The organism is Daejeonella sp. (assembly GCF_030684675.1).
GTDB lineage: Bacteria > Bacteroidota > Bacteroidia > Sphingobacteriales > Sphingobacteriaceae > Daejeonella.
Map to the genome: position 1 here is coordinate 12439 of NZ_JAUXXZ010000031.1, position 15585 is coordinate 28023.

General features: G+C 38.7%; 9 protein-coding genes. All 9 read left to right on the forward strand.

From position 1 onward, the window contains the following. Positions 1–91 precede the first annotated feature (91 nt). The 9 genes from Q8M41_RS06215 to Q8M41_RS06255 all read left to right on the forward strand — a co-directional run bounded on the left by Q8M41_RS06215 (position 92) and on the right by Q8M41_RS06255 (position 15549). Complete coding sequence (locus tag Q8M41_RS06215; RefSeq protein ID WP_305364383.1) at positions 92–3244, forward strand: heparinase II/III family protein; 3153 nt, start codon at positions 92–94, stop codon at positions 3242–3244. Between the two features lie 579 nt (positions 3245–3823). After that, a complete protein-coding gene (locus Q8M41_RS06220; protein ID WP_305364384.1) occupies positions 3824–4639 on the forward strand; it encodes an SDR family oxidoreductase in 816 nt (271 codons plus the stop codon). Then, entirely contained in the window at positions 4639–5835 is a 1197-nt protein-coding gene (gene uxuA, locus Q8M41_RS06225) for a mannonate dehydratase (protein WP_305364385.1), read from the forward strand. The genes Q8M41_RS06220 and uxuA overlap by 1 nt, the downstream gene beginning before the upstream one ends. A 235-nt stretch (positions 5836–6070) precedes the next feature. Next, positions 6071–6637 (forward strand): RNA polymerase sigma-70 factor, encoded by a 567-nt coding sequence (locus Q8M41_RS06230; protein ID WP_305364386.1) that lies wholly within the window; start codon positions 6071–6073, stop codon positions 6635–6637. Between the two features lie 115 nt (positions 6638–6752). Continuing rightward, positions 6753–7820, forward strand: coding sequence for a FecR family protein (locus tag Q8M41_RS06235; RefSeq protein WP_305364387.1), 1068 nt, complete (start codon positions 6753–6755; stop codon positions 7818–7820). 175 nt (positions 7821–7995) lie between these two features. Continuing rightward, positions 7996–11364 (forward strand): SusC/RagA family TonB-linked outer membrane protein, encoded by a 3369-nt coding sequence (locus tag Q8M41_RS06240; protein WP_305364388.1) that lies wholly within the window; start codon positions 7996–7998, stop codon positions 11362–11364. A 110-nt stretch (positions 11365–11474) separates the two neighbouring features. After that, positions 11475–12983 carry a SusD/RagB family nutrient-binding outer membrane lipoprotein gene (locus Q8M41_RS06245; RefSeq protein ID WP_305364389.1) on the forward strand — a complete coding sequence of 503 codons (1509 nt, stop codon included), beginning with the start codon at positions 11475–11477 and terminating at the stop codon, positions 12981–12983. Positions 12984–13008: 25 nt separating this feature from the next. Next, on the forward strand, positions 13009–14247 hold the full coding sequence (locus tag Q8M41_RS06250) for an aminotransferase class V-fold PLP-dependent enzyme (RefSeq protein WP_305364390.1): 1239 nt from the start codon (positions 13009–13011) through the stop codon (positions 14245–14247). Positions 14248–14286: 39 nt separating this feature from the next. After that, on the forward strand, positions 14287–15549 hold the full coding sequence (locus Q8M41_RS06255; RefSeq protein ID WP_305364391.1) for an amidohydrolase/deacetylase family metallohydrolase: 1263 nt from the start codon (positions 14287–14289) through the stop codon (positions 15547–15549). The last annotated feature ends 36 nt before the right edge of the window (positions 15550–15585 follow it).

Sequence of the window (15585 nt, forward strand, 5' to 3'; positions counted from 1 at the left end):
AGGTATTGTAAGCAATTCTTTTGCCGATCATTTTAATTGATGATGTCTTAAATTAAGCAATAATAAATTTTCTTATCATAATCTAATACCAATGAATCATTTACGAAATGTATTTGCTCTGGGAGCAGTTTTTTCTGCAGCTTTTGCCAATGCCCAACTAGCTCCACCAGTCATATCCAACCCTAATGTTGTTCTTGAACCATGGTCCTATACCGAAAACTTCGAGGATCGTGAATTAGGAGCATGGGCATCATACCCTCACTGGCAGGATATTGCCTATAATCAGGACTTTCGCCCTAATGAAATTGTTCCCGGCGATCCTAATATTTCGGTGGTTCAGAAGGTTCGTGCTTTTACCAATGTGGATGCTTATGCCGGTGCACAGAAATTGCTCGATATGTATCTTGTTCCCGGTGCAAGTGTAAAATTTAGATATTATCTGAAGTCAAATACTCCTTCAGAATATTATAAGGTCAGGTTTGCTGCAGGTGATCTTGGCAAGCTGGATTATACGATCAATAATCCCGAACGGAATAAGTGGGTGACAGCTACTGTAAGTTTTAATGAACTTGTGTCTGAGAATCCGAAGATTTCAGGTAAAGATAAAGTCAAAATTTATGCCTTAGCTTTTATTACTAAATTCCCCTCAGCAGATCCGGATATGCCGATCTATTTTGGAATTGATGACATTTCCTTTACTGCCGCCCGTGAATCAACTTTTCAATTTAGTACTCCGGAAATGTTTAAATTACCTGAGTATGCCCAGTATATTCCAAAAAAGCATTATGCCGCCGGAGATGATTTCAATTTGAGCGGTAAATGGCCACTGGATGCGAAAAATGTTAACCTTGAAATTGTTTCATTTACAGATCAGTCTAAATCTTTTTTTAAGGGCGATTTAACTAAGTCGGGTACTGATTGGTCGCTTAAACCTTTAAAGCTTAGCTTTCCCGAAGGACTTTATATCGGAAAAATAAAGGCTTTGGATGGTGCTAAGGAATTGGCTCATACAGAATTCACGATTCATATCGCACCTCAGAACATGGCTGGAAAACACCCCCGCTTATTGTTTGATGCTGAAAAGAAGAAAGAACTGGATGTTAAAATTAAGCAGCCTGAGTATAAGAAAGTATATGATGATATCCTTAAGAATGCAAAAGTACAGCGTGACAAGATTCCGGTAAGCAGTCTGATTTTTGATTTGGACCAGTTTCCAAAAGAGGACTGGCTTCCAACCTGGTCGGCCTGGGGCGATAAAATTTATCATACCGGCGAAGCCCTTCGTTTAAATGCCAGAGCTTATGCTTTTCATGGGGATAAGGAAGCTGGTACTTATGTTAAAGATGTTCTGGTTAAGATAGCCGGCTGGCCAAACTGGACGCATCCATGGCAAACTAATCGCGGTCGTTACAGTGAGCATCGCACAGGTAGCTGGGCACATCGGGTTGCTGAGGCTTATGACCTGACCTATGATGTAATGACACCTGCTGAGAGTAGTGTTATCCGTAAAGCGATTATGGCAAATATCGTTGATGGTGCTCACCGTACCTATGTTTACAATGATGATATTACTGCCGCTACATCAAACTGGCTCGCAATGATTTTAGGTGGATCATTAATGAATATGGCTGCTGTTTATGCAGACGGGCCAGAAACTGAAAACCTGGAGCCATATTTTACCGGTGGTTTGATAAAATATTACCGATTTATTAATCGTGTGATAGATCAGAAGGATGGTGCCTGGGGTGAAGGATATGGATACAACAGCTATTCATTCTCCAATATGGCATACAGCCTTCCTTCACTCAATAATGTATTTAAGATCGATCTTACTGCACCTTTAGTTGGAAGTTACAATGAATTTATCTGGGGCGGATTGATCAAAGACAAGCTTTGGTTTGAATACGGTGATTCAGGAGGTGCAATGGTGCCTGCAACATTCTGGAGCTTTCTGCTTGAAAAAAGAAGAGAACCACGTTTAAGCTGGTTTTATAATTACATGAAAACTCAGGAGAATTATGAGGATGTAATTTTCAATACCAAAAATATTCCTGAGGATAGTCCTTTTGATGAGAATCCGGTAAAGGTTTTCCGAGAGATAGGAACTACGGTATTCAAAAGCGGTTGGGAAAAGGATGATTTTTCATTCGTAATGCGTACCGGTGCATTCTATAACCACCAGCACATTGATCAGGGAAGTATCTGGTTAGCTGATAAGGGGGTTTTGTTCATTGAAGAACGTCACCTCAAAAATTCTACTTATTATGATGATCCGATCTATCAGTCAAAACTGATTCAGCCGGTCGCACATTCAACCATACTTATCGATGGAAATGAGCAGAGTCAGCGTACCGGAGACCACCTTTATCATGCACCTGGTTTTGATGATCATGCTTATATTGCTAATTTCCTGGATGGGAAAGATGCCGCATTTTCTTCCGGTAATATCGGACGTATTTATTTCGATAAAGTAAAAGATTTGAGCCGGAATGTATTGTTTATCAAGCCACGCACCCTTTTAATGCTGGATACGGCTATTCCTTCTGAGAAGGATGCGAAAGTAACCCTGCTTTATCAGACTGCAGAACTTGAGCATATCAAGGCTGGAAAAGATGTTTCAAATATCACAAAGGGAGGCGTGACGCTTAATTTCATGCACCTTGCACCGAAGGTTGTTGAAACAGAAGCAGAGGAAACTCCGCATTATCTGTACACCTTACAGCGTGTGCGTCATTTGAAGAAGGAAGGCATGTTAAAGGTATCTGCCAGTACTACAAACAGAGAGCCGCTTGTAATTGCAAATCTTATAACTACTGATGGAAGCAATGGTGTTTCTGAAGTGATTACAGAAGAAGGTGATGGATTTGTGAGTGGTGTGGCATCCGGTAAGAAGTTTGCTTTCAGCACAAAGCCGGGTAAAGTTTATCAAACTGGTGGAATAGAGACTGATGCAGCTTCGATGACCTGGAGCAGCGACAGATATTTTGTTGCACTGGCAACAAGTTTCAGTAATAAAAGTGCTTCAAAAGCACTAAATTCATCAGAAGTTTTAACTTTCGAATGGTCGGCTGATGGTATTAAATATGCTGTAGGAAAAACTGCAAAACTGAGTATTTCTTCCGCATCAAAACCGAAATCTGTACTTTTGAATGGCAAGGCAACCCGTAATTTTACTTATGATATTTCTAAGAAGCAGGTATCATTGGAAGTGCAGGCGGGAGAGGGAGTGATTAAGGTTAATTGAATTGAGTATAGAGTATAGAGTATTGAGATTGAATCCGGGTTCATTTTAAGTAGCAAGAACCAAGAACCAAGATTCAAGACTTATTCTTGTTCATTTGAAAATTGTGCTCGAGGATTTTAGCTATTACTAAGTCATTTAATTTTTAGGATAAATTACAGACAACTGGCAACTGGCAACAGACAACTGAACTAAGACTTAATCCTGGTTCAATTGAAATTTGGTTTTCAGACTTACGAATTTACATAGGCATCATGCAAGATAAATTCGTCAGTCGCTTGTTAATATAACAGTATCAAGAGCCAAGTATCAAGACTTAATCCGCGTTCATTTGAAATTTGTGTTTTGGAAGAATAATAGACAATGAACCAGGATTATTGTCCCCCTTTGGAGGGGGGCGGGTAAGGTTTGAGCGATTGCAGGGGGAGGATTTCGAGAATCAGGTATCAAGAACGAGGAATCAAGATTGAAACCTAGTTCATTTTAAATTTGTGCTCAAGGATATTAACTAATAGTAATTCATTTGACAATAACGATAAATTACTAACAACTAACCAACCAACTACTAACAAACTAATACAAATGGAAGAATTCTCATTAAAAGGCAAAGTAATCATAGTAACAGGAGGCACAGGCATACTTGGCGATTCATTTATTAAGGGAATAGTCAAAGCCGGTGGTGCAGTAGGGATTTTAGGCAGAAATAAGGATGTTGCCAATGGGCGTGCAGATGCAATCAACAAGAACGGTGGTCGTGCAGTCGCTCTCATTGCAGATGCAATGGATGAGGGTCAATTGATTGATGCCAAAAATAAGGTATTAGATGCTTTTGGACGGATTGATGGACTGGTAAACGGAGCAGGTGGTAATCAGCCGCATGGTGTACTTTTGCCTGGTGATGATATCTTTAAGATGAATTTAGATGGGATGAAGCGCGTGATGGATCTGAACACCTGGGGTACCCTGATTCCGACCCAGATCTTTGGTGAAGCAATGGTTAATTCTGTTGAGAAGGGTAGTATCGTGAATATTTCATCTATGAATTCGAAGCGTGCAATTACCCGGGTTTTGGGTTATAATATGGGTAAGGCAGCGGTCGATTGTTATAATCAATGGTTTGCTGTAGAATTAGCAAATCGTTATGGTGATCGTATTCGCATGAATGCACTGGCACCTGGTTTCTTTCTTACTGAGCAAAACAGAAATTTATTAACTAATCCTGATGGAACATTTACCGACAGGGGCGAAAAGGTGATCAGAAATACTCCGTTTAAGCGGTTTGGTCATCCGGATGAATTGCAGGGCGCACTGGTATGGCTATTAAGTGATGCCTCTAAATTTGTTACCGGTTCTATGGTATGTGTTGATGGTGGGTTCTCAATTTTTGCTGGAGTTTAATGAATACAAATAATAAAATAGACGGATCCTGCGCAATGCAGCAAACCATGCGATGGTATGGCCCGAATGATCCTGTAAGTCTTTCGGATATTCGTCAGGCTGGTTGTACCGGAATTGTATCGGCATTACACCATATTCCAAACGGAGAGGTTTGGCCTATTGAGGATATTAAAAAAAGACAAAAGGAAGTCGCTGATGCCGGCATGATATGGAGCGTGGTTGAAAGTGTTCCTGTTCATGAAAATATTAAGACCCAAATCGGTCCATTTCTGAAACATATAGATAATTACAAACAAAGTATCCGCAATTTATCTTCCTGTGGGATCAGGTGCATTACCTATAATTTTATGCCGGTTCTCGATTGGACCAGAACTGATCTGGCCTATACCATGGAGGATGGATCGAAAGCCCTGCGTTTTGAAAAAGCAGCGTTCATTGCCTTTGATTTGTTCATTTTAAGGCGTCCAGGGGCTGAATCTGATTATACCGAAGAAGAAATAAGTCGCGCGAAAGTTCGGTTTGACGGAATGAATGATGAAGAGAAGCACTTGCTGACAAGAAACATCATTGCCGGTTTACCGGGCAGTGAAGAGAGTTTTACCATCGAGCAATTCCAGCAGGCTTTGGATACCTATAAGGGCATTAATGCTGATCGTCTTCGCCAGAATCTGATCTATTTTCTAAGCGAAATTATTCCTGTTGCACATGAGAGTGGAGTAAAAATGGTCATTCATCCCGATGATCCGCCTTATGGAATACTTGGATTACCAAGGGTTGTGAGCACTGCTGCAGATTTTAAAGCCCTGATTACTGCTATTCCTTCATTGTCTAACGGACTTTGTTTCTGTACAGGTTCTTTTGGTGTGAGGGCTGATAATGATTTAGCAGCCATGGTAGAACAATTTGCCGATCATATCAACTTTATACATTTAAGAAGTACCCGCCGCAATGAGTGGGGTGATTTTTATGAGGATAACCATTTGGATGGTAATGTAGATATGTATGCGGTTGTTAAGCAATTGGTAAAGATATCCCATGCAAGAAATGTTTCCATTCCAATGCGCCCTGATCACGGACACCAGATGCTCGATGATCTGAAGAAGAAAACCAACCCTGGTTATTCAGCAATTGGCCGCCTCCGCGGATTGGCAGAGTTGAGGGGACTGGAATATGGGATTATTAGGAGTGAGATGTGAGATATGAGATTTGAGATTCATCCTTAATTCTCTATTTTTTATTTTCCATCTCATAACTATTGAATTTCAGAATCCAGTTTCAATTTTTTGCTTTCTGACAATGGATTTATATAAAATCAGTCAGATTGAACTAAGATTTCTTTGTGGATTCCCGGCACTTTGTGCTTTATCTTTTTTATCATATTATTTTAATTAAAATTTATTCATGAAAAGCACATTTAAGGGCTATTGAAATATGAATGATAATACTTCAGATACAAACATTTGGAATGTTGACGCAAAGGAGTTTGAAGTAGTATTCAAGTTTCATTACGTGAAGTTAACCCTCTATGCGAATAGATTTTTAAATGATATCGATATTTCTAAAGAGATAGCTTCCGATTCATTAACTTTTCTTTGGGAAAAACGGGAATCACTATCTTTTACAACTTCGGTCACTGCCTATTTATATAAAATGGTTCAGAATAAGTGTATGAACCGTATTAAGCATAAACGAATAGAGAATGAATATGTGAACTATATGATCAGGAATAAACTTATTGATGAAATTCCAGAGCATGACACAAATCCATACCATGAAAAGGAACTTGCAGAGCAGATCAGACAAGCAATAGATACTCTTCCTGAAAAATGTAAGCTTGTATTTGAGATGAGCCGTTTCGAGTATCTAAAAAATAAAGAAATCGCTGAAAGGTTAAACATTTCCCAAAATACAGTTGAGCGACACATCACCATAGCGCTTGAAAAGCTTAGAAAAAGTTTAGGATATACGATTGGTATTATACTTTCCATGCTTATGTAATAAATGCTTCTCCACTTCTAAAAAATTCAGAATTCATTTGGATTATAAAAACTTAACAAAAATTTAACGTGTATTGGGGGTATAGGTATAAATAGTTGTCTTTAAATCTAGAAGCATGAAAGAAATAGACAAAGTTTTAATAACAAAATATGTAACCAGGCAAGCCAATGAAGAAGAGATTGCTATGGCAAAATATTTGATTAGCAGCAGTAAAGTTCATGAAGAATTCTATTTACAGCTTTATGAAACATGGCAAAGGTCCATTTATTATAAAATAGGTTTTATAGATTCTGAACAGGCTTATTCAGATTTTCTTGACAAATCTACTGTAAGGAAAATGGGCACTATATTCAGATTGAAATACTTAACCATCGCAGCATCTTTTTTAATTATTTGTGGTGTGGCTTTTTATTTTTACAAGGCATACAGGCCTGATAAGGTACATACCATTACCGAAATCAATGTTCCAAAAGGGGCTATGCGCAAGATAGTTTTGCCGGATGGAACAAAAGTAACTATCAATGCAGGAAGTACCTTGAAATTTGAATCCGACTTTGGTAAAGGAACTCGAACTGTTCACTTAAATGGAGAAGCATATTTTGATATCTCGAAAAGCAAAATCCCATTCATAGTAAATGCAAATAATTATACTATTCGTGATATAGGAACCATTTTTAATGTGAAAGCATATCCTGATGATCTCTCTTTTGAAACAATGGTTATTGAAGGAGAGGTTCAGGTTGAAGGCAAATTGTCAATAGACTCAGATAAGTCACAAATGATCTCTGTGAAACAGCAGCAGGTACTCAAATTAAATTATTCATCCTCTCTAAATCATGTTATTCAACCCGACAAGGATTTTTCTGAGATAATTGAGGTTAAGGTCCAGAAAATAAGCCCCGCCCAGGTTGAAGTCTATACAGGATGGACTGAGGATCTACTTGTTTTTGAAGGAATTACTTTTCAAGAAATAACCAGAATAATGGAAAGAAGATATGATGTTGAAATCATTGTGGACAATTCAGAAGTAAAAAATCTAAAGTATACCGGAAGTTTCAAGAATATAGATGATATCGATAAGGCACTAAAGATAATGAAGGAAACTACTGATATAGCCTATGAAAAGCAAGGCAGAATAATCAAGATTCGAAAAGGTATTAATTTTAAAAGCCAAAGCCTATGATTTAAAATCAAACATAAAAAAAACCGAAAGTGCGCTAACACTTTCGGTAAAAGAGCAATAGCTAATACCCAATGCTTTGGGAAGCCAGTATTAACTAAAAACATACAAAATTATGAAAATTCTTTATCAAAATGCAGGATTCGTCTGTCTAATGCGGCGAAAAATTATCAGGACAATGAAACTAATAGCATTATTTACCTTAGCCGCCATTTTTCAGCTCCGTGCCGAGGTTCATTCTCAGTCCTTCAATTTTAATGAGACGAATACCACTGTTAAACAAATGTTTAAACAGATTGAAAAGAATAGCAAGTATTCCATTTTCTATCGTTTGGATCAGGTTAATCTTGATCAAAAAATTGATGTTGTAATAAATAGTGGGACCATTGAAAATGTAATGGGTCAGGTCTTAAGAAACCAACCACTAACTTTTGAAGTTGTTGATCAGGTTGTCGTGGTAAAATTGATCAATAATAATTTGTTGGATATTAAAGCAATTGTAAAAGGGCAGGTAATTGATTCTAAAGGAGAAACTTTACCAGGGGTTAGTGTTCGGGTCAAGGGAACCGCAGTTGGTACTACAACAGATGCTCTTGGTAACTATACACTGGACGCCCCGGATAACAGTGCATTGATATTTACCTATATCGGATATGTAACACAAGAAATTCCTGTTAGTGGAAGGGCGAGTATTAATGTTACATTGTTTGAAGACCGTCAGACTCTATCAGAAGTTGTTGTAACTGCATTTGGTGTTACAAAAGCCAAACGGGGATTAGGGTATGCAGTTCAAGAAGTTCGTGGCGAGGAATTTACAGAGGGCCGAATGAATAATGTAGCCAGTGCATTAACGGGTAAAATTGCCGGTGTTGATGCAACCCAGGTAAACTCCGGTCCTGGAAGTTCAAGTCGGGTTATTATACGGGGTAACACCTCTTTAAATGGTAATCAGCAGCCCTTATATATAGTAGATGGGATGCCGATTAATAATACAAATCGGGGAGCTGCTACAAATGCACAAGGCCTGAATGTTGACCGTGGAGATGGCATTTCAAGTATGAATCCTGATGATATAGCCACCATCTCTGTGTTGAAAGGCGGTGCTGCTGCAGCCTTGTACGGTAGCCAAGCTGCTAATGGAGTTATCCTAATAACAACGAAAAAGGGTTTTTCTCAAAAAGGAGTTGGTATTGAAGTAAGCTCTGATGCAAATTTCGGCGCTCCATCTGTTTTCCCAAATTTTCAATATGAATATGGCTCAGGGAACGATGGTGTAAAACCTGCAACTGTAGCCGCTGCATTGAGTGCAGGCCGTATTTCTTTTGGTGCAAAAATGGATGGATCTATGGTGATGCAGTTTGATGGTGTAGCTCGGCCATATTCTCCTGTTTATGTTAAACAGAATATTTTGAGTTATTACCAAACAAGCCAGAACATATCCAATACTGTTGCTTTCAATGCAGGTAATCAAAACATGCAAATGAGATTATCTGTAAGTGACCTGCGTTCAAAGGATAATCAACCTAATTCTAAATTCAACAGAAAAACTGTGAACGTAAATGTTCAGGCTAAAATGGGTAAAAACGATTTTATAAAAATTGAATCAGGTGTTCAGTATAATATTGTTGAGGGGATAAACAGACCCAATGTAGGTTATGCCGAAAGTGCAGCCTGGCCAGTTTATCTCGCTGCCAGCACGGTTGATATAAGGAATTTCAGAGGTCAGGATCCTGCCAGACCGGGAATTAATATCGCAACCGGCAATGAGCTAATATGGAATCCGGTTCTTCAGGCAACTAACCCATATTTTACTGCCTATCAAATGGGAAACGACGATGATCAACAGCGCTTAATTGGTAGGGCCAGTGTTCAGGTTAATATTCTTCCAAAGCTTTTCATTAAAGGAACCGTTGCAAGAGATTTCAGTTATTATACAGAATCAAATTATGTACCCAAGGGTCATGGATTTAGACCTCTTGGATATTTTAATTCTTCAACCGATCAGACTAATAAAACAAATTTCCAGGCTATAGTCAACTATAATACCAAGGTTCTTTCAGAGAAAATCGGTATTAATCTGATGGCAGGTGGAAACAGTGAAAAAAGCTATGCTCAAATGAATACGGCGAATGGTACAGAGTGGGTTGTACCTAATTTTTATAGTGTTTCAAACCTTGTTAACAGAGAACTGGTAAACGTCGGACAAGGATCTGAAGGGATAAATTCTCTTTTTGGAGAAGCTAATATTGACTATAAAAATGTTCTTTATTTAACGATTACCGGAAGACAAGATTGGTTTTCTGTTTTAAATCGAGGCTTTAATTCTATTTTTTATCCTTCTGTAGGAGGTGGATTAATTCTTTCTGATGTGATTAAACTTCCTAAGTTTTTTAATTATGCCAAACTTCGTTCTTCATGGGCTCAGGTAGGTAGTGCAACAGTTGGCGCAGGCAGTATAAATCGTACATATGCACTTAATTCTGTCAATGCAGACGGTCTTCCTGTTTTGAGTACACCCAATGATTTACAAAATCCAAATATTCGGCCTGTTACAGTGACGACACTTGAAGGTGGTTTCGAAGTTCAAATGCTCGATAGCCGGATGGGATTGGATGTGAATTATTATTCAAGAAGAACTACTAATGATATACTTTCACCACCAATATCCCAAACCACCGGGTATTCTGCCGGGAGACAAAATATGGGGCTAATTACAAACAAAGGCTGGGAGATAAGCTTGAATGGTTCTCCAATAAGGAAGGATAATTTTAGTTGGGATATCAATTATAACTTCGGGTATAATCAAAGTAAAATTGTAGAGCTCGCTGAAGGAATTTCGATATTATCTCTAGGAACTGGAATTGGTGGTACAAACATGATTAATGCAGTTGGTCTTCCATATTCTACATTACGTTCTTTTGTAATGAAGAGAAATGAAAATGGAATGTTGATCTATAATAAAGCAACCGGATATGAAGAAAGGATTGAGCAGGATATGGGTGTTGGAAATCCTCCATATCTTATGGGAATAGGGAATAATTTCAGATATAAAGCTTTTTCACTGACAGTTGATTTTGATTCAAAATTTGGTGCTGTAGGTTATAGTAACCTTATTCAATATGCAACTAGATTTGGCAGCACTCCATTGACCCTGCCAGGAAGAGAATCGGGTTTGACTGTCAGCGGAGTTGATGCAACTGGGGCACCATATACAAAAGTATGGTCAGTTGTTGATCTGGACACCTACTATAATAATTTTGGAAGTGCATATCCTGGACAGTTTGTATATAAAACAGATTTTGTCAAGTTGCGTAGAGTTGTCTTTAAGTATAATTTCCCTCCCAATATTCTGAAATACATTAGGGTTCAGGGCGCTTCCTTAGGTATTACGGGATTAAATCTGGCAACACTTTATCAGGATAAGCGTATTAAGGAAGCAGGTGTAGATCCCGAAATGCAATCAACTGTAGGGAATGCACAAGGTACTCAGGGAGTTGCCGGACCCAGAACCAGAAATATCGGATTTAACCTTAATGTAAGATTCTAAACCATAATTCAAATAAGATGAAAATATTATATAAAAGGATGGTATGCGTGTCTATAGCCGTTATCATATTGTTCACATTCCAGTCTTGTAATGACGAGAAATTAACGGATATGAATAAAAATCCCAATGTAATTGAATATGTCATTCCTGATTACACTTTTACAGCAGCTATACATAATAGTATTCCGGGACAGAGTTACAGGGCATTAGGTGGTGGATTACAATATTTTGCTGTCTACAGGGAAGTAAATGGATCAGGTGATAAGTTTTATGATTTTGGGGGTACAGCAGGTAGTTTTGATGTGTATAATAATCAGTGGAACAGGCTTTTACAGCTTAAAGAAGAAATACCTGGTCCGGAAAATGTAAACAAAAGGGCGGCAATAGAAATTCTGAGGATACTTGCAGTCCATCCGGTAACAGATGTGATAGGGGACATGCCATATACTGAAGCAATGAAAGGCTTAACTATTCTCAAACCTAAATATGATACCCAGAAAAGTATCTATACAGCAATGTTAAACGAGCTTGATATTGCTTTGAAATCAATGGATTTGAGTAAGCAAAATGTATTTGGTAATGCTGATCCTTACTTTAAGGGGGACATCACCAAATGGAAAAAATTTGGTTACACCTTAATGATGCGTCTGGGAATGCGATTATCTAATATTGAGCCAGCTACCGCGAAATTATGGGTTGAGAAGGCCGCAGCGGAAGGTGTTATGACTGCATCTACAGATATTGCTTACCGTAAATTTGCAAATATTACAGGGCAGACTAATCCAAGAGTTGATGGTTTGATTGCAGGTGATTTTGTTACTCCTGGTGGTGACAATGTATTTGGAGGAAAATGGTCGGCAAAATTTATCGATCATTTGAAGAATACTCAGGATCCACGTTTGCCAATAATTTCAGTAGTGTGGGTACCTTCCGGGAATACTTATACAGCAGACAATTCCGTTGCAAAACAGAGGGGTATGGTAAACGGAAGTCTAAACACCAAGCCTACAGATTTTGATACTTATTCAGAGCCTTCCTTACTTTATCTTCACCGTGGATCACCAATTATTACTATGGGGCCTGCAGAAGCATATTTTCTTTTGGCCGAAGGAGCGCTAAGAGGTTGGAATGTCGGTACAACAGCAAAAGCTGCATATGACAATGGTGTTCGTGCAGCAATGGCTCAATGGGCTTTATGGCCAACAGTTGCCCCGCATTCCGGTGTAATTTCTGGTGCCGCAGTCGATACATATTTAGCAAACAATCCATATTTAATAAGTGGGACATTTGAAAATCAACTTGAGCAGATTTCAACTCAGAAATGGGTATCAATGTTAGGCGATGATTTTGAAATTTTTTCAAATTGGCGTCGTACAAAATTTCCTGTTTTTAATTATAAAAACTGGAAACTTCCAAATGGCACCCTTTCCTACTATCCTGGAAATGTTACCGGTGGAAAGATGTGGAGGAGGTTCTCAATACCTATTGCAGAGAAAACTTTAAACCCTGTTAATTATTTTGAAGCTATTAAGAGACAAAACTTTTCAGAAGATCAGATAGACTTATTACAAGGAAGAATGTGGTGGGATGTAGGCCCGGGGACAGGTCAGGTTAATTGATAAAACTAAAATAAATATTCATAATATGAAACGTAGAGATCTAATAAAATACCTGTCATTAGCACCTCTTTCAGGAGCTGTTGTAGGTTCAGGGATACCATTTAGTGCAAATGCTGCAACTATTACAAAACCTAAACGCGACCTGATTAATGAATTGGGAATTAGAAGATTCATTAATGCTTCTGGACCTTATACTGCGATATCTGCATCTCTGATGCATGATGAAGTAATGGAAGCTATTAATAGTTCTTCTAAAGGCTTTGTTATGTATGGAGAGGTACAGGATAAGGTTGGAGCAAAAATTGCAGCTATTTGCCATTCAGAAGCAGCTATGGTAACAGCTGGTTGCTCCTCTGCCTTATTATTAGGTACAGCAGCAGCGCTTACCGGTATGGACAAGAAAAAAGTAGCCCAACTGCCAGATGTCGAAAATTTTGACAAGAACGAAGTGATAGTTCAAAAAAGTCATAATTACGGCTATATCCATGTGCTTAATAATACCGGAATTAAGAAGGTATTAATCGATACTCCTGAGGAGTTGGAGAAAGCGATCAGTAGCAAAACTGCACTGATGTATTTTTTGAATGATCATACTCCTGACGGTAAAATCAAGCATCAGGAATGGTTGGCTGTAGCAAAAAAGCATAATATTCCTACCATTATTGATATAGCTGCAGATGTTCCTCCGGTCGAAAATCTTTGGAAGTTCAATGATATGGGCTTTGATATGGTATGTGTTTCAGGTGGAAAAGCAATCAGGGGACCTCAAAGCACGGGTATTCTTATGGGTAGAAAACACCTGGTAGCCGCCGCCCGTTTAAGTGCACCTCCTGATAACCAAAATATTGGCCGGGGGATGAAGGTAAATAAAGAAGAAATTTTTGGACTATATGCGGCTTTGGAAAGATATGTAAATCAGGATCATGATAAAGAATGGAAGACATGGGAAAGCCAGGTGGCAGTTATTGACAATGCTGTGAAAAAGATTAAGGGGGTAACAACTGAAATTGTCATTCCTCCAATTCACAACCGTACACCAAATCTTAGTATTTCCTGGGAATCTGCTTCAATCAATTTGACAACCAAACAAATGACCGAAAAATTGCGGGAAGGTAATCCATCCATTGAAGTAGGAATTCGCAGCGCTTCAGTACCAAGTCAGAGCGGGGCTCTTAATATTACGGTATGGATGCTGCAACCCGGAGAAGAGAAAATTGTAGCCAAACGAATTCAGGAAGAGCTACTTAAGGCTTCTGTTAGCTGATGTATATTAAAGCCTTGAATTTTTAAGAAAACTGAATATATGAGAAGAATTTCCTTCATGTTAATTTTCGGATTTATTCTTCTGACATGTTATGCTCAGGCTCAAACCTATGGTATTCTTATAAAGGGTGGACATGTAATTGATGCTAAAAATAACATCAATGAAGTAATGGATATTGCAATTCATGATGGTAAAATTGCAAAAGTGGCAAAGAATATAGATGTCACCAAGGGGATGCAAATTGTTAATGCAAAGGGCATGTATGTTACTCCCGGCCTGATTGATCTGCATACCCATGTTTTTGCTGGTACTGAAAATGGTTCCTATAGTAACGGGAATGCTGCATTATCCCCTGATGGATTTACCTTTCGTTCAGGAGTAACAACGGTAGTGGATGCAGGTGGGGCAGGCTGGAAATCGTTCGACACCTTTAAGAGAAATATCATCGACAAGTCGCAGACCAGAGTATTGTCTTTTCTAAATATCGTAGGGATGGGAATGCGTGGTGGTAACTATGAAATGGATCTGGATGATATGGATCCTCAAAAAACTGCGGAAAAGGCAATGGCCAATAAGGAATACATTGTTGGGTTTAAACATGCTCATTTTCTTAGAGCCGATTGGAGACCCATACAAAAAATTGTAGAAGCCGGAACAATTGCCAATATGCCAGTGATCATAGATTTGGGTGGGAATGAATTACCCGGAGGCAAAGTACTTCTTGATGATCTTTTTTTTAAGTTATTACGGCCTGGTGATATTTATACCCACACGTTTACCGAAATAGCCAGAAGAGATCCCATTGTAGATCCCCAAACCAGACAACTAAAGTCATATATCATTCCAGCTCAGAATAAGGGAATTCTGTTTGATGTTGGATTTGGAGGTTCCAGCTTTAATTTCAATCAGGCAAGGCCAGCTCTTAAGGCCGGATTTTTTCCAAACACAATGGGTTCCGATCTCCATATTGGTAGTATGAATGGTGGGATGAAAAATCAGTTAAATGTTTTATCCATTTTTCTCTCGATGGGTATGGATGTTCCAGGGGTGATTGCACGCAGCACCTGGGCACCTGCCGGGGCTATTAAACGCGAAGAACTTGGTCACCTTTCAGAAGGAGCCATAGCTGATGTTGCAATTTTAAGTTTGCAGAAAGGCAGTTTTGGCTTTAAAGATGTCGCAGGCAACAGGCAGGAGGGTACACAAAAGCTTGAATGTGAAATGACCATAAAAGGAGGAAGAATTGTTTACGAGTTGAACGCTATTTCTGAACCCATTTTACTTAATCCAAACAGTAGATAGAATTTGAATTCAGGACAATTTAACGCTGATATTTTT